Origin of the sequence: Rhodobacter sp. NTK016B, from assembly GCF_017303295.1 — a bacterium.
Lineage (GTDB): Bacteria > Pseudomonadota > Alphaproteobacteria > Rhodobacterales > Rhodobacteraceae > Pararhodobacter.
In genome coordinates this window covers 57,621-73,090 of record NZ_JAFKOK010000004.1, presented here as the reverse complement: position 1 = coordinate 73,090, position 15,470 = coordinate 57,621, and the positions used below count along the sequence as shown (strand labels likewise).

The window sequence follows — 15,470 nt, the reverse complement described above, 5'->3', positions numbered from 1 at the left end:
GATGCCGGATTCACCAAGCCTGCCCGCGCGGCACGCGCTGCTCTGCGGCGAAAGCGCACGCTGCGGCACGGCGTCGCGCGACTCGGGGCGGATCGGCGGCCTGCACGGTTGCTTGCGGGCGGTCATCCATGGGGACACCGCCACGCCACCCCGGGAGATTTAGCGCCCGAAGCGGCAGCGCAAGCCTGTCTGGCGCTTAGTCCGGCGTCGCCCAGCGGGGCTTGCGGCGCTCGAAAAAGGCGGCGATGCCCTCGCCCGCCTCGTCGTTCTCCCACCGCGCGACAAGCTGGGCGATGGAATGTTCGACATCGTCCGCGCCGATAGCGCTGCCCAGCCGCAGCGCCAGCGCCTTGGCCGAGGCCACAGCACCCGGCGCACAAGACAGATAGGGCGCGATCTCGGCCTCGATGGCGGCGTCGAGGTCATCAGGCGCGACGGCACGGGCCAGAAGCCCCAGTGTAACCGCCTCGGCCGCATCGAATAGGCGCGCGGACATGAAGACGCGCCGCGCCATCGCCTCGCCCATCCGCGCCAGAACATACGGCCCGATGGTCGCCGGGATCAGCCCGAGCCGGGTTTCGGTCAGCCCGAAACGCGCAGTCTCGACGCCGATCGCCACGTCGCAGACCGACACAAGACCCAGCCCGCCGCCATAGGCCGGCCCCTGAATGCGCCCGATCACCGGTTTGGGCAGCGCGTTCCACGCGCCCAGCATCGACGCCAGCGCCCGCGCGCCCTCGGCCCGTTCCGCAGCACTCGCCTTCATCTGCGCCTGCATCCAGCCCAGATCGCCGCCGGCGCAGAAACTCTTGCCCGCCCCCGTCAGCACCACCGCACGAACGCTGTCATCGGCGCTCAGCCGGGCGGCCACAGCGGCAAGTTCGTCGATCATCGGCGCCGACATCGCGTTATGCTTGTCAGGCCGGTTGAGCGTGAGCGTGGCCACGCCGCGCGGGTCAAGGTTCAGGTCAAGTGTGTTATAACTCATCGCGGCTCTCTCATCGTGCGGGCCATGGCGGCGGCGCGGTCGATCACCGCGCGGTCAAGGCCGGTGGAAAATCCAAGCGACTCAAGTCGGTCCATCGCCGCCTCGGTCGCGACATTGCCCTGCGCACCGGGCGCATAGGGGCACCCGCCCAGCCCCCCGACGGCGGCATCGAAAACCCTCAGGCCAAAGCCGAGCGCGGTCTCGATATTGTCGCAGGCACGCCCGCCCGTATCGTGGAAATGCCCCGCCAGCTGCACGGGCGCGACCGCCCCCGTCGCGGCGTTCAGCATGGCGGCAATGCTCTCGGGCGTGGCGCGCCCCACCGTGTCGCCAAGGCTGATCTCATAGCAGCCAAGCCCGGTCAGCCGCGCGGCCAGCGCGGCCACGGCATCGGGGGACGTCGGTCCGTCGAAGGGGCAGTCGGTCACGCATGAGATATAACCGCGGACCGGGATGCCATGATCCTTCGCCGCCTCAAGGATCGGCAGAAAGCGCTCGATCGACTCGGCGATCGTGCAGTTGAGATTGGCCTTCGAAAACCCTTCGGACGCCGAGGCGAAGATGGCGATCTCATCGGCTCGGGCCGCGCGCGCGCCCTCGAAACCCTTCATGTTGGGGGTCAGCGCAGCATAGGAAATCCCCGGCGCGCGACGGATACCGGCCAGCACATCGGCGCTGTCGGCCATCTGCGGAACCCATTTGGGCGACACGAAACTCGCCACTTCGATCCGCCGAAAGCCCGCTTGTGACAGCAGGTCCACCAGAGCGATCTTCTCGGCGGTGGGGATCGGGCGTTTTTCGTTCTGCAACCCGTCGCGGGGCCCGACTTCGAAGATTTCCACACTCTCGGAACGGTCAGTCATAGTAACGATCCTGCAGGTACAACTCGGCCGGGCCGTCTTCGGCCCGCGCCGCGCGAAAGGCCGGGCGCGCGATCAGCCGGGTATGCCAGGCGGTAACGCGGGCAAGATCGTCCAGCGGCACGAAACGCCGCGCGAGGTCCACCGACGCACCGGTCATGATGTCGGCCGCGCTGAAATCCTTGAGCAGCCAGTCCCCTGACAGAGCGGCCTCCAGCCCCTCGATGGCGCGGCGCAGGCGCAGAGCTTCAAGCTTCTGCACGACGGGGCTGCGATCGGCGGGCTTCAGCGCGATATGATGAAAGGTCAGCTGCGCAAGATGCTGCGCCAGCGTCTCGCCGTAATGCAGCCATTCCAGAAACGCGCCGCGCTCGGCATGGTGCGCAGCCCGGTTGAGCGCCGGCGCGCGTGTCTCGGCCAGATACTCCAGAATCGCGCCGCTCTCGAACAAGGTGATGCCATCGACCTCGACCACCGGCACCCGGCCCGCAGGCGAGATCTTCAGGAACTCCGCGTCGCGCAGGCCCTTTCCGCCGAAACGGTGATAGCGGACCTCATGCGCAAGCCCGGCCTCGTGCAGGAACCACAGGATCCGGAAACTGCGCGATTGCGGCGCGTGGTGCAGCGTGATCATCGTCTCTCTCCCCGCCCCGCAGTGAAGCGCCCTCCGCCGCCCTGTGCAAGCGTGACGCAGCGGAGACCCACGCCCTTTCACTCTGTCGGAAATACTCCGGGGGTCCGGGGGCGGCGCCCCCGGGGCTGCCACCCTGTCACCGCCCCGTGGACCAAAGACCCCGCCGGGGCGCGCAGCGCCCCGGCCCGGCCCAACGGGAGGCGCCGCTCATGTCCGGAAACGAATTGCGTCAGTACAGCCCGCCCGCCGAGAGCGTGCCGAAATTGGTCTGCGCCGGGACCTCGATCGTGGCGCTATCGGATTGGGGCTCGACCGGAACCTCGACCCCGTCCTCGTTGAGCATCATCTGCACATCGGGCTCGAAGACCGGCAGCGACATGCCCATGGCGAACCCGCCATCGATCAGCGCGTCGATGCCGAAGACCGGCTCTTCGCCGTCGCGGAAATACTCTGACACCACGTCGCCGCCGCTGCCATCGGGCACGCGCTCGCCGGTATGGCGGTCGATGGCGATAAAATGGCCGCCCGGCGGCACGGTAAAACGCCCCCCGCCGAATTCGTCGATCGCTTCGAGCATGAATTCCTGAAAGACCGGCGCGCACATGCCGCCGCCCGAGGCGCGACGCCCCAGCGAGCGGGGACGGTCGAAACCGATATAGCAGCCTGCCACCACGGTCGAGGAAAAGCCCACGAACCACACGTCGCGCGCGTCGTTGGTCGTGCCGGTCTTGCCCGCGATCGGCACCGGCAGGCGCACCGCCCCCGAGGCCGTGCCGCGCTGCACCACGCCCTGCATCATCGAGGTCAGCTGATAGGCGGTGATCGGGTCCATCACGCGCTGGCGGCGCGAGGCGATCCACGGCGCCTGACCGGCGGGCAGGTCGGGTTGGCCGCATTCGATGCATTGCCGTTCGTCATGGCGATAGACTGTGCGCCCCCAGCGGTCCTGCACGCGGTCGACCAGTGTGGGTTCCACCCGTTCGCCGCCATTGGCGAACATTGCATAGGCGGCGACGACGCGGAACAGGGTGGTCTCTTGCGCGCCCAGCGAATTGGCAAGGAAGGGCTGCAGCCGATCATAGACGCCGAAGCGTTCGGCATAGCCCGCGACGACCTCCATGCCCACTTCCTGCGCCAGCCGAACGGTCATCAGGTTGCGCGATTGCTCGATCCCCAGCCGCATCGGCGCCGGGCCCAGCCAGTCGCCGCCGGCATTCGAGGGCCGCCAGATCCCGTCGCCGGTATCGATCTCGATCGGCGCGTCGATGATGATCGTGGCGGGGGTGAAGCCCGAATCCAGCGCGGCGGCATAGACAAAGGGTTTGAAGCTCGACCCGGGCTGGCGCATCGCCTGCGTGGCGCGGTTGAACGAGCTTTCCTGATAGCTGAAGCCCCCCTGCATCGCGATCACGCGGCCGGTATTGACGTCCATCGCCATGAAGGCGCCCTGCACTTCGGGGATCTGGCGCAGCGACCAGCGCTGGAAACTGTCATCGTCATCCGAGGTGATCGCGCGGACATAGACAACGTCGCCCGGGCTGAGCGTGTCGGACATCGAGCCGGGCAGCCAGTTGATATCGGGGCGGTCCACCTGCCCAGTGCCCTCGATCCCCTCGATGCCCAGTTCGGCGCGGTCGGGCGTGACCGACAGCACCACCGCCGGGCGCCACAGATTGTCGAGCGTGATGTCACGCGCAAGGGGGGTCTCGGCCAGCGCCTGACGCCATGCCTCTTCCGTCGCCCGCTGCTCGTCGGTCAGCCGCACGCCGGTGCCGCGCCATTCGCCCTGTGCTCGGTCGTAGCGCTCAAGCGCGCGCTGAAGCGCATGCGCCGCCGTCACCTGCAATTCGGGATGCACGGTGGCGCGGATCGACAGGCCGCCGGTGAAGAATTCCTCTTCGCCGAAGGTCGTGGACAGCTGGCGGCGGATCTCGTCCGAGAAGTAATCGCGGTCGGGCAGGCTCTGGCGGAACGCGTCGATATCGCCACCCTGCACCGTTTGCAGCGGGCGGGCGCGCGCCGCCTCGGCCTCTTCGCGCGTGATATAGCCGTTATCGGCCATCTGCCCCAGCACCCAGTTGCGCCGTTCGGTCACGCGTTCTCGGGCACGCACCGGATGATATTGCGACGGCGCCTGCGGCAACGAGGCGAGGAAGGCCATTTCCTCGACCGTGAGTTCTTCGAGCGTCTTGTTGAAATAGGTCTGCGCTGCGGCGGTGACCCCGAACGAATTCTGCCCCAGAAAGATCTCGTTGAGATAGAGTTCGAGAATCTCGTCCTTGGACAGCGTCTGCTCGACGCGAAAGGCCAGAATGATCTCGCGGATCTTGCGCTCGACCGTGCGGTCCGACGACAGCAGGAAGTTCTTCATCACCTGCTGGGTGATGGTCGACGCCCCCCGCACGTTACGCCCGCGCGACACCACAGCGTCGCGCGCCGCCGAGATCATCGCCAGCGGATTGAAGCCCTGATGCTCGTAGAAAAAACGGTCCTCGGCCGAGATGAAGGCCTGACGCAGCAGCGGCGGGATATCCTCGATCGGGGTGAACAGGCGGCGTTCCCTCGCGAATTCGTCCATCATCTGGCCTTCGCCCGAATAGACGCGGCTGATCATCGGCGGTTCGTAATTCGCCAGCTGCTCGGTCGAGGGCAGATCATGCGTGTAAACCCAGATGACCCCGCCGACAGTCAGCGCGGCAAAGACCGTGCCCAGCATGATGAAGCTGAACAGGCCGCCAAAGAACGAGAGAATGGCTCGGGTCAAGGATGCGCTCCGGGTCGAGGCAGGATGTCGAGGGGTGTGCGCATCGTCTATACACAAGCGTTGCGCGGGTCAAAAGCCTAGCGCGCGCGGATGCGGGAAATCGCGCAAGCGTGAGCGAACGGCCCCGAACGGACGACGCCCCCTGCCCGTTTCAGCGCAGCCGCAGATCCTGCAGCGCGACCTCGCCCGCGACCCAGGTGTCCAGCGCCGAGATCAGCGCCCGTTCCATCTGCGTGCGCCAGCGCCGGTCGCCCAGCCGCGCGCGGTCGGCATCCGAGGACAGAAAGCCCAGCTCCAGCAACGCCGAGGGAACCGAGGGCGATTTCAGCACCGAAAACGCCGCCTGCTGCCACGGATGACGGTGCATGTGCAACTCGGCATCGCGGATCCCGCCCACCAGCGCGCGCGCCAGCCGGTCGGTGGCGGGTTGGGTCTGCACGCGGGCCATGTCCATCAGCACGCCTGCGATCGCGTCGTCGGTGCCGGTCAGATCGACGCCGCCGCCCATCAGGTCGTCGCGGTCGTGCCGCTCGGCCAGCGCGGTAGCGGCGGCATCGGCGGCACCGTCGGCCAGCGTGTAGACCGTGGCGCCCACAGCCTGACCATCGGCAAGCGCATCGGCGTGAAGCGACAGGAAAACATCGGCCCGCGCGGAATGCGCCACGGTGATGCGCGCTTCGAGCGAGACGAACGTGTCGCTGTCGCGGGTCAGGACCACCTGATAGCGGCCGGTACGCTCCAGCGCCTCGGCCAGTTCGCGGGCGAAGGTCAGCGTGACATTGGCCTCCTGCGTGCCCTCGTGAACCGCGCCGGGATCGACGCCGCCGTGACCGGGATCAAGCACCACCAGCGTGGGCCGCAATCCCAGCGGCGCGCGGCCATCGCCACCGCGCAGCGCGCTGTCGGGGATGCCGTTATCGGTCGCAGCCAGCGCAGCGGCCTGACGCGCGAAATCCTCGGCATCGATGGGTTCAAGGCGCAACGCCAGCCGCGCGGCCCCGGTTTCGGCATCCGAGGTCAGGCCCGCCCGGGTAAAGCCCATGGGCTCGTCAAGTTCGATCACCAGCCGCGACCAGCCGCCGCCCGCATTGCCGATCCTGAGCGCCGTGGCCTGCCCGGCCCGCGCGATGTCGGCGGGGTCCAGATCGCCCCAGTCGAGCGTGCGGAAATCGACCACCGCGCGCGGCGGTTCGGTCATCAGCCTTGTGCGCCACGGCACCGGCTGGCTGAGCGGGATCTCGACCAGAAGATCGCTGCGCACGGCGTCGAGCGTGACATCACCATCCAGCCGGGCCACGGCGCCAAGGCTCTGATCGCCGGTCTGCGCCGCGAGCGGCTGGGTACAGAGCATCAGCAGCAGGACCAGCAGGCTGCAAAGCACGCCCCTTATCCCGATGCGCATTCCGATGCTGTGCATGCTGCTCTCCGATGGTGTCGCGCTGCCTTGGTCCGGGGCGCTGGTGTTCTGCTCGCTACAGGTGGTAGCGCGAAAGTCGCGCCGGGAAAATCCCCGTGCCGCGCCCCCGGCTTGCGGGGGGCCGGGAAACGGTTCACGATTGGGTCAATGATTGGGCACAGGTCGTATCCGGTCTTGTGTTGCCCCGCCCCGCCGCGCACTCTGCGCGCGATTTAGATGTCAGGAGCCCGCCCCCATGATCCGCAAGTCCGTGATCGCCGCAACCCTCGCCGCCTGTTTCGCGACCACGTCGCTGACCACCCTGCCCGCCATGGCACAGTCGGCACCGGCGTCCGAACAGGACCGTGAGGCCTTTGGCGATGCGGTGCGCGCCTACCTGATGGAACACCCCGAGGTGATCTTCGAAGCCGTCGCCGAATACGAGCGCCGGCAGGAAGCGCAGCAGGCCGAGATGGATCTGGCGCTGGTCGAGATCAACGCCGCCGATATCTTCGATGACGGCCATTCGTGGGTCGGTGGCAATCCCGAGGGCGATATCACGCTGGTCGAGTTCATGGATTACCGCTGCGGCTATTGCCGCCGCGCCCAGCCTGCGGTCAGCGAGTTGATCGAAAGCGACGGCAATATTCGCCTGATCGTCAAGGAATTCCCGATTCTCGGCCCGCAATCCGAAATCATGAGCCGTTTCGCCGTGGCCGTGCAGCAGATCGGTGGCGACGAGCCCTATGCCGAGGTCCACGACGCGCTGATGAGCTGGGACGGCGATGTCACGCCCGACGATCTGCGCGGCATGGCCGAGGACCTTGGCCTCGATGCGACCGAGGTTCTGGCGGCGATGAACGGCGACGCTGTGACCGAGATCCTGCAGGCGAATCATGCGCTGGCCGAGCGGCTGCGCATCACCGGCACGCCCACCTTCGTGATGGGTGACGGCGAGGACGAAGGCGAGCTGCTGCGCGGCTACCTGCCGCTCGACGCGATGCAGGCCACCGTAGCGCAGATGCGCGGCTGAGGCGCGGCAACAAAGACCCGTGAAACCTATCCGTCGAACTTCGCGCGGCCCGGGGGCGCCGATCCGTCGCCTCCTCGCCGCGATTTTCACCGTCGCGCTGACCTTTCCGGTCGCCGGCGCCGCGGCCTTGGCAGGTCCGGTGCCCGGATCGGACGATGCCGATTTCCGCGCCGCGCGCGACGCCTGGCTTCAGGATTACGAGGCGCAAGCCCTGCCCGCGCTGGCGCAGCTTGCCACCGATGGCAACGACGCCGCCCGTCTGCTGCTGGGGCGCATCGATTCGATGCCGACGCTGCAGGGGCCGTATCTGGCGCATATGCCCGCCACCGAGCGTGCAGCGCTGATGCGGGCGCCGGGCGGGATGTCGGGCCTGAACTGGGTGCCGCTGGCGGGCGATCATCCGGTCGTCACCGCGATGACGGCGCTGCGGCGCCCCTATGCCGCCGCCGATGGCGGCATCGGCGCGGCCGAGACGCTGGCGCGCGAAGGCGAACCGCTGGCCGCGCGCACAGCGGCGATGGTGCTGGCCGGACGCGGCCATGCCGGGCTGCGACACCTGACACCCGAAACGCTCGAGTCCCCGCTGGTCGACAGCGAGATGCTGTTTCTCGTCTGGCGCCATGCCGACCGGCAGGCGCGCGAGCGGGTGGCGGCGCTGGTGGCCGAGGGCCATCCCCAGCGCGCGCTGATGGGCCTGAGCACCGATCCCGAGCGCACGGCCTTGTGGCTGCGTGAAAGCGAAACCGCCGCGCCGGTGGCCGCCCTGTGCGCCGTCGCCTGCCCCGAGGATAACAGCGCCTGCCTGGGGGCCGCTTATCGCGCGGTGGGCGGGCATGAGCTGCTGTTGCGGATCGCCTCGCCGTCGGAAACGCTGATCTCGCAGGAAGAATTCCTGGCCAGCCCGCGCGGGCGCGGCAGCGTGCTGCGGCGGATGATGCTGGCCCATACCCTGCGCGCGCGGGGCGAAATGCTGGCCCGGATGCACGAACGCGTGCCCTGTCTCGCCGCCGCGCTGGAAGACGAGATCGAGCGTTACCGGCGGCGGCTTCCGTCGCTGGACAACCAGCCCTGAAAACGGGCCTTCCTGACGACGGCCCGACAAGGCGACGACCATTATGCCCATGAAAAACGCCGCCCGAGGGCGGCGTTTCTATTCCTGGCCCGAAGCCATGGATCTGCGGGCAGTCTTGCGCAGGCTCAGCGCGGGGCGATCATCATCACCATCTGACGGCCTTCAAGCTTGGGCATGTTCTCGATCTTGCCGATTTCCTCGACATCCGAGGCAACCCGATTGAGAAGCTCCATCCCGAGCTGCTGGTGCGCCATTTCGCGGCCCTTGAAGCGCAGCGTGACCTTGACCTTGTCACCCTCGCCCAGAAACTTCTGCACCGAGCGCATCTTGACGTCGTAATCGTGGGTATCCGTATTGGGACGGAACTTGATTTCCTTGATCTCGATCGTCTTCTGCTTCTTGCGTGCTTCGGCTTCGCGCTTCTGCTGTTCGTATTTGAACTTGCCGAAATCCATGATCTTGCAGACCGGGGGCGTGGCGTTCGGCGAGATCTCGACAAGGTCGAGCCCGGCCTCTCCTGCCAGTGCCATCGCCCGGGCGGGCGGAACGACGCCGATATTTTCGCCTTCTGCCCCGATGAGTCGGACTTCGGGTGCGCGAATGCGGTCGTTCACGCGGGGTCCGGTATCGCGGCTGGGCGGTGCGTTGTGGGGTCTGCGAGCTATGGTCGGATTCCTTCTGTTGTCTGACGGGCGAAAAATAGTCCCGGCACCGCTGGGTTGCAAGGGAAAGCAGCGAAGGAACCGCATTTGGCCTGCAGATCGGTGGCGCCGGGTCGTAGCGAAGCGCCCGGACCCGCCCACCACGGGTTCCAGAAGTCGATGAACGGCGCCTGCGCGGATTGATCGCGGTGTGAGGGCCGGAAAACGGGTCTTGTGTCCCGTGGTGCCATTGCCTTTGCCGTTTTGCAGTGCAACATTTTCAGAGCAAAGCATTCGAGGAAGAATTCATGAAAAAGATCCTGATCATCGCAGCCATCGTGCTGGCGGCTGGTCTCGGCATCTGGGTTGCCCGCGAGCAGCCCGCGCCGCAACCGGAACCCACGCCGGCCCCCGCGCCGCAAGAACCCATCGCTGAAACCGCCCCCGTGGCCCCGCCGCCCGAGGCCCCCGACACCCCCACCCCGCTTGAGAACGCTGCCGAAAGCGTCGAGCAGGCGATCGAGGAAACCGTCGACAGCGTCGGCGAGGCCATGGACGGCCTGACCCAAAGCGCGAGCGAAGCGGTCGGCTCGGCCTCGGACGCGGCACGCGAAATCGCCGAAGATGCGGCGCAGATGTCCGAAGACGCGGCCCAGAACGCGGATGAAGCGCTGGACGCGGCGGGCGAAGAGACTGCCGACGCCGCGCAGGCGGTCGGCAGCGCGACCGAGGACGCAGCCGAAGCGACCGGCGATGCGCTTGACGATGCCGCTGCCGGTGCCGATGCGATGGCCGAAGACGCCGCCGACGCGACGGGCGATGCTGCCGAGGCCGTCGTGGACGGCACCGAAGCCATGGCCGAGGATGCGGCGGAAGCCACCGGCGACGCGGTCGATGCGGTGCAAGAGACCGGGGCCGAAGCGGTTGACGGCGCGCAGGACGCGCTCGGCGACGCCGCCGGCGCGGCGGAAGAGGTCGCCAGCGACACCGCCGAAGCAACGGAAGACGCCGCTCAGGCCACCGAAGACGCCGCTGAAACCGCCGCGAGCCGCGCCGCCGATATGACGGGCGATGCCGTCGAGGCGACAGAAGACGCTGCCGAAGCCACGGCTGACGCGACCGAGGACGCAGCCGAGGCAACGATGGCGACCACCGAAGACGCGGCGGAAGCCACCGCCGAAGCAACCGAGGACGCCGCACAAGCGACCGCAGCGGCCACAGACGACGCGGTTGATGCCACGGCCGAGGGTGTCGAGAGCGCTGCTGAAGCCACGGAAGAAACCGTGGGCGATGCCGCCGAAGCGGCGGGCGATGCGGCGGACACCGCCGTCGCGGCGACGGGTGACGCGGTGGAAGCCGCCGGTCAAGCCATCGAAGACATGGGCGATGCCATGAACGACGCGGCGACCGAAGCAGCTACTGACATGGCGCCGTCTGTTGCGGCCGAGCCCGAGCTCGCCACCGCGGACATGCCCGCCCTGCCCCAGACCGACGCCGAAATGGAGACGCTGTTCACCGTGGACGGCTACGATCACGACACCGCCGTCGCGGTCGTCGAGGCCTCGGATCTGAGCGACGCGGACAAGGCCACGGCCCGCGCCGAACTGGACGCCGCGCAGGACAATCCCGACGCCCTGCCCGCCGCGCTGGAGCAGGTTCGCGAGATGCTCGACCTCTGAGCCTTTCGGCCAGGCAAGATCGGAAACGGGCGGCGGGACAACTCGCCGCCCGTTTTCTTTGGCGACGCGGTTGCGCGGACGGCCCGGTCCGGGCAGTCTTTGCGCTCGACCATGCAGAGGCCCCCATGATCCGACTGGCCGAGGCCCGTGACGAGGCCGCAATTCGCGACTGCGCCGCGCAGGCCTATGCGCGCTACGTGCCCCGGATCGGGCGCGAACCCGCGCCGATGCTGGCCGATTACGCAAGCCAGATCGCGGCGGGCCGGGTCCATGTGTCGGAAAGCGATACGGGCGCGTTTCAGGGCTTCATCGTCTTCGTTAACGAAGACAGGCATGTCTTGCTGGAAAACGTGGCCGTCCTGCCCGAGGCTGCGGGTCAAGGTATCGGCAAGGCACTGATCGCGTTTTGCGAAGCGGCGGCGCGGGCTGGCGGCAAGCGTGCCGTGCGGCTTTATACCAATGCCGCGATGACCGAAAACCTGTCGATCTACCCCCGGCTTGGCTATATCGAATACGACCGCCGGGTCGAGGACGGGTTCGACCGGGTCTGTTTCGAAAAGATCCTGCGCTGACAGTCGCTTAAGTGCATAGTAAAACGCCCGCGACCATCCGGCGCGGGCGTTATCGTGCGATGTGGAACGGGTTCAGACGCCGTCGCCGACGAACGCCTTTTCGACCACATATTCCTTGGGGTCGCTGTTGGCCCCTTCGCGCAGGCCAAAGCTTTCCAGCACCTCTTTCACATCGAGGTTGAAGGCCAGCGAGCCGCAGACCATGGCGCGGTCTTCGTCGGCATTCATGCGCGGCAGGTCGAGATCCGCAAACACCTTGCCCGAGCTCAGATTATCGGTGATCCGGCCCTTGTGGTGGAAGTCCTCGCGCGTGGTGGTCGGGTAATAGAGCAGCTTGCCCTCGACCATTTCGCCGATCAGCGGGTCATTGCGCAGATCCTCGACCAGTCGGCGGCCATATTCCAGCTCGGCCACGGTGCGGCAGGTATGCATCATGATGACCTGCTCGAATTTCTCGTAGGTCTCGGGGTCGCGCATCAGCGAGGCGAAGGGCGCAAGGCCGGTGCCCGTGGCGAGGAACCACACGCGCTTGCCGGGCAGAAGAGCGTCATGCACCAGTGTGCCCACCGGCTTGGGGCGCAGGATGATCTGCTGTCCCACCTCGATATGCTGCAGCTTCGAGGTCAGCGGGCCATCGGGGACTTTGATCGAGTAGAATTCCAGCTCGTCATCCCAGCTGGGAGAGGCGATGGAATAGGCGCGCAGAAGCGGTTTGCCGTTATCGCCCATCAGCCCGATCATGACGAATTCGCCCGAGCGGAAACGCAGGCTCTGCGGGCGCGTGCAGCGGAACGAGAACAGCGTGTCGGTCCAATGGATGACCTGCGTGACGGTTTGCGCGTCGGGCAGGGTCTTGACCTTCGGAGCGGAGCCGGGCGTCGCGGCATCGGTCATGATACGGCCTTTCGATCTGGGCGTTCGGTCAGGAAGTGCGCGTCGTGATACGGGGATTCCGGAGCAAAGAGAACCCCCGCTCTGACCCGCGACGCGGCGATGCGGCCCTCAGCCGCAGGCGATGCGGGAACGGGTGGTGCGGGTGACGTCAGCGAAGACGCGCATCCCGCATCGCCGCCCCGCCCGAACGCCGCGCGGGCGACCAGTCGGGGACATTGCGCCAATGCTCGGCCGGTTGCAGACGCGCCTGCTCGGGATCCAGTTCGATCTCGTCGAAGCCTGCGCGCCGCGCCAACGTGTAAATCCGTGCCAGCACCGCGCCATGCGCGCGCAGCCGACCGCAATAGCCCGTCCGCCGGATCGCCTGTGCCAGATCCAGAGCTGCGACATCGCCGAAATCGCGCATCCGCACCCGCACCAGCCCGATCTGCGGCAGCAGGCGGCATAGCCGCGCCCATTGATCACGGTCGAGCCGGGGCGAGGACAGATCGACCCCGGCCTGACCGGGCGTGTTGGACAAAGCGGCCAGGGGCACATAGCCCGCCTGCCAGTCGTCGGGCACGAAGCCCCCATCCTTGACCAGTATGTTCATGGATCTCATCCGCAGCCTGTTTGGGCCAAACTGCGCGCGACGCGGCGCTTGCACCATGATTGAGATCAAACGGCCGTGGCTGCGTCCGCTCTCACCCCTTGCCGGGCGCGGTTGCAAGGATACGCGCGGCGCCCAGCCAGCCCATCATGATCGCCGGCGCATTGGTATTGCCGCCGATCAGCGACGGGAAGGCCGAGGCGTCGCAGACCCGCAGCCCGTCGATGCCGCGCACCCGAAGATCTTGGTCAAGCACGCTGGTCGCCGGATCCGCGCCCATCCGCACGGTGCAGGACGGGTGAAAGACGGTGCCCGAACGGGCGCGGAAATCGTCGATCAGCGCGGCGTCTTCCGCCGTCCCGGGCCCCGGGCGCAACTCTTCGGCGATGAGACCCGCAAGCGGCTCTTGCGCGGCGATCCGGCGGATGAACTTCACCGCCGCCAGCATCTCGGACACATCGCTGTCGGTCGAAAAGGCATTGGCGGTGATGCGCGGCGCGGCAAAGGGATCGGCAGAGGTCAGCGCGATCTCACCCCGGCTGGTCGGGCGGCAATTCGACAGGCCGATGGACAGGCCCGGAAAGGGGTCCGGCGACAGAATCGGACGCTCGCCCTCGCGCGGCATGAGGGTCGAAAAGGCCTGAAAATACAGCTGCATATTGGGCCGTTCCAACGCCGGATCGGTGCGAAAGAAACCGCCCGCATGGTTGATCGACACCGACAGCGGCCCCTTGCCGGTCAGCAGATATTGCATCCCCACCAGCGCCTTGCCCCACCAAGGGCGCAGCAGGTCGTTCATCGTCGGCACCGTCATGCGGTAGGTGTAATTGATGCCCTGATGGTCGTTCAGGTGCCGTCCCACATTGGGCTGGTCCAGCCGCACCTCGATCCCGTGTTCGGCCAGCGCCGCGCCCGGACCGATGCCCGACAGCATCAGCAATTGCGGCGTGTTGATCGCGCCGCCCGACAGGATTACCTCGCCTGCATGGGCCTGATGAAGACGGCCCTTACGCGCATACTCGACCCCGATGGCGCGGTTGCTGTCGAACAGGATGCGGGTGACATGGGCCCTGAGCTGCACCGATACCCGCCCGGTCTTCATCGCCGGGCGCAGGAAAGCGCGCGCCGCCGAATTGCGCCGACCGCCCTTGATGGTGAGCTGGTAGAGGCCCGCGCCCTCTTGCCGCGCGCCGTTGAAATCCTCGTTGCGGGGCAGGCCAGCGGCGGCGCAGGCTTCGAGAAACGGCTCGACCAGCGGATGGGCCGGAATGCGGCCCGAGCGGATATGCAGCGGGCCGCCCTGCCCGCGCCATTCATCGGCGCCATCCGCGTTGTCCTCGATCGCGCGGTAGGCGTTGCGCGCAGCGTCCCAGCCCCACGCGTCTGAGCCCGTCAGCGCCTGCCAGTCGTCGTAATCGCTGGCGTCGCCCCGGATCCAGACCATCGCGTTGATGGATGACGAGCCGCCCAGAACCTTGCCGCGCGGCCAGTAATCGCTGTTGCCCGCGAGGCCCGGGTCCGGTTCGGTCCGGTAGGCCCAGTTGACCGCCGGATCATAGAACAGCTTGCCGTAACCCAGCGGCATCTGCACGAAGAACCGTCGGTCGCTGCCGCCCGCTTCGAGCACCAGAACGCGCTTCCCCGCCTCGGCGAGCCGCGCGGCCAGCACCGAGCCGGACGAGCCCGAGCCCACGATCAGGTAGTCGAAATCGCCGTCCATGGTCCGCCTCGTCCGTCATCCGCCCGCCGGCCGGGTATCGCCCGCATTCGGGGCCATGACCGTCATGGAAACGCCATGGACGCCCGCGTTGCAAGGGGGCGGCGCTGGACGCTGGCGTGACGTGGCGATACACAGGATCAGTCCCGGAGTACCCCCGATGTCCCGTTCCGATCTCGACCCGCTCGACCGCAAGATCCTGATGGAATTGCAAGACGATGCCAGCCAGTCGCTGGAAGACATCGCGCGCAAGGTCGGCTCGTCCAAAACCCCGGTCTGGAACCGCATCCGCAAGATGCGCGACAACGGGATCATCGGGCGGCAGACGGTGCTGCTGGATCCCGAATCGCTGGGGCTCGAGGCCTGTTTCTTCGTGCTGGTGCGCACTGCCGAGCACGACCCCGACTGGCAGGACCGCTTCCTGACCTCGGTGCGCACCCGTCCCGAAGTGATGGAAGCGCACAGGCTGGCAGGCGATATCGACTATATCCTGAAGGTCCGGGTGACCAATGCGCGCGCTTATGACGAGTTTTATCAGGGGCTGATCCGCGACGTGAAGATCCACAACGTGACCGCGCTTCTGTCGATGGAAGAGATCAAATCCACGACGATCCTGCCGGTCTGATCCGGA

The 15,470-nt window shown here is 67.3% G+C and carries 14 protein-coding genes; 5 read left to right on the top strand and 9 right to left on the bottom strand.

Translation table 11 applies throughout. The annotated features are described in order from the left end of the window. Positions 1–196: 196 nt before the first annotated feature. From JI664_RS06495 to JI664_RS06475, 5 genes are all read right to left on the bottom strand, one after another. Entirely contained in the window at positions 197–988 is a 792-nt protein-coding gene (locus JI664_RS06495) for a crotonase/enoyl-CoA hydratase family protein (RefSeq protein ID WP_207012921.1), read from the bottom strand. Further along, on the bottom strand, positions 985–1,851 hold the full coding sequence (locus JI664_RS06490) for a hydroxymethylglutaryl-CoA lyase (protein WP_207012920.1): 867 nt from the start codon (positions 1,849–1,851) through the stop codon (positions 985–987). The genes JI664_RS06495 and JI664_RS06490 overlap by 4 nt, the downstream gene beginning before the upstream one ends. Next, entirely contained in the window at positions 1,844–2,482 is a 639-nt protein-coding gene (locus JI664_RS06485) for a glutathione S-transferase family protein (RefSeq protein ID WP_207012919.1), read from the bottom strand. Before JI664_RS06485 ends, JI664_RS06490 begins: the two co-directional genes overlap by 8 nt. A 229-nt stretch (positions 2,483–2,711) precedes the next feature. Next, entirely contained in the window at positions 2,712–5,246 is a 2,535-nt protein-coding gene (locus tag JI664_RS06480; protein WP_207012918.1) for a penicillin-binding protein 1A, read from the bottom strand. A 151-nt stretch (positions 5,247–5,397) separates the two neighbouring features. Further along, positions 5,398–6,663, bottom strand: a complete 1,266-nt coding sequence (locus JI664_RS06475) for an N-acetylmuramoyl-L-alanine amidase family protein (protein WP_286173904.1) — start codon at positions 6,661–6,663, stop codon at positions 5,398–5,400. 235 nt (positions 6,664–6,898) lie between these two features. On the opposite strand from JI664_RS06475, the gene JI664_RS06470 reads away from it, so the two are divergent. Both JI664_RS06470 and JI664_RS06465 read left to right on the top strand, forming a co-directional pair. After that, on the top strand, positions 6,899–7,675 hold the full coding sequence (locus JI664_RS06470) for a DsbA family protein (RefSeq protein ID WP_211201638.1): 777 nt from the start codon (positions 6,899–6,901) through the stop codon (positions 7,673–7,675). A 19-nt stretch (positions 7,676–7,694) separates the two neighbouring features. Continuing rightward, positions 7,695–8,747 (top strand): hypothetical protein, encoded by a 1,053-nt coding sequence (locus JI664_RS06465; protein WP_207012917.1) that lies wholly within the window; start codon positions 7,695–7,697, stop codon positions 8,745–8,747. Between the two features lie 125 nt (positions 8,748–8,872). Here the strand turns inward: JI664_RS06465 and infC are convergent, their stop codons facing one another. Beyond that, the gene (infC, locus tag JI664_RS06460; protein ID WP_349768697.1) at positions 8,873–9,412 is read right to left on the bottom strand and encodes a translation initiation factor IF-3; all 540 of its coding nucleotides are present in this window, start codon (positions 9,410–9,412) and stop codon (positions 8,873–8,875) included. Positions 9,413–9,696: 284 nt separating this feature from the next. Between infC and JI664_RS06455 the strand changes: the two genes are divergently transcribed. Both JI664_RS06455 and JI664_RS06450 read left to right on the top strand, forming a co-directional pair. Next, positions 9,697–11,067, top strand: coding sequence for a hypothetical protein (locus tag JI664_RS06455; RefSeq protein ID WP_207012916.1), 1,371 nt, complete (start codon positions 9,697–9,699; stop codon positions 11,065–11,067). A gap of 125 nt (positions 11,068–11,192) precedes the next feature. Continuing rightward, complete coding sequence (locus JI664_RS06450) at positions 11,193–11,639, top strand: GNAT family N-acetyltransferase (protein WP_207012915.1); 447 nt, start codon at positions 11,193–11,195, stop codon at positions 11,637–11,639. A 72-nt stretch (positions 11,640–11,711) separates the two neighbouring features. On the opposite strand, the gene JI664_RS06445 is transcribed toward JI664_RS06450, so the two are convergent. The 3 genes from JI664_RS06445 to JI664_RS06435 all read right to left on the bottom strand — a co-directional run bounded on the left by JI664_RS06445 (position 11,712) and on the right by JI664_RS06435 (position 14,842). Beyond that, positions 11,712–12,533, bottom strand: coding sequence for a ferredoxin--NADP reductase (locus JI664_RS06445; protein WP_207012914.1), 822 nt, complete (start codon positions 12,531–12,533; stop codon positions 11,712–11,714). 148 nt (positions 12,534–12,681) lie between these two features. Then, on the bottom strand, positions 12,682–13,125 hold the full coding sequence (locus JI664_RS06440; RefSeq protein ID WP_207012913.1) for a DUF934 domain-containing protein: 444 nt from the start codon (positions 13,123–13,125) through the stop codon (positions 12,682–12,684). 91 nt (positions 13,126–13,216) lie between these two features. Then, positions 13,217–14,842 (bottom strand): GMC family oxidoreductase, encoded by a 1,626-nt coding sequence (locus JI664_RS06435; RefSeq protein ID WP_207012912.1) that lies wholly within the window; start codon positions 14,840–14,842, stop codon positions 13,217–13,219. A gap of 157 nt (positions 14,843–14,999) precedes the next feature. On the opposite strand from JI664_RS06435, the gene JI664_RS06430 reads away from it, so the two are divergent. Beyond that, a complete protein-coding gene (locus tag JI664_RS06430) occupies positions 15,000–15,464 on the top strand; it encodes an Lrp/AsnC family transcriptional regulator (RefSeq protein ID WP_207012911.1) in 465 nt (154 codons plus the stop codon). Positions 15,465–15,470 lie beyond the last annotated feature (6 nt).

Coding starts and splice junctions, on each gene's coding strand:
- JI664_RS06470 (WP_211201638.1), top strand. CDS start 6,899: ATGATCCGCAAGTCCGTGATCGCCGCAACCCTCGCCGCCTGTTTCGCG.
- JI664_RS06440 (WP_207012913.1), bottom strand. CDS start 13,125: ATGAACATACTGGTCAAGGATGGGGGCTTCGTGCCCGACGACTGGCAG.
- JI664_RS06490 (WP_207012920.1), bottom strand. CDS start 1,851: ATGACTGACCGTTCCGAGAGTGTGGAAATCTTCGAAGTCGGGCCCCGC.
- JI664_RS06495 (WP_207012921.1), bottom strand. CDS start 988: ATGAGTTATAACACACTTGACCTGAACCTTGACCCGCGCGGCGTGGCC.
- JI664_RS06475 (WP_286173904.1), bottom strand. CDS start 6,663: ATGCACAGCATCGGAATGCGCATCGGGATAAGGGGCGTGCTTTGCAGC.
- JI664_RS06435 (WP_207012912.1), bottom strand. CDS start 14,842: ATGGACGGCGATTTCGACTACCTGATCGTGGGCTCGGGCTCGTCCGGC.
- JI664_RS06485 (WP_207012919.1), bottom strand. CDS start 2,482: ATGATCACGCTGCACCACGCGCCGCAATCGCGCAGTTTCCGGATCCTG.
- JI664_RS06450 (WP_207012915.1), top strand. CDS start 11,193: ATGATCCGACTGGCCGAGGCCCGTGACGAGGCCGCAATTCGCGACTGC.
- JI664_RS06430 (WP_207012911.1), top strand. CDS start 15,000: ATGTCCCGTTCCGATCTCGACCCGCTCGACCGCAAGATCCTGATGGAA.
- JI664_RS06445 (WP_207012914.1), bottom strand. CDS start 12,533: ATGACCGATGCCGCGACGCCCGGCTCCGCTCCGAAGGTCAAGACCCTG.
- JI664_RS06455 (WP_207012916.1), top strand. CDS start 9,697: ATGAAAAAGATCCTGATCATCGCAGCCATCGTGCTGGCGGCTGGTCTC.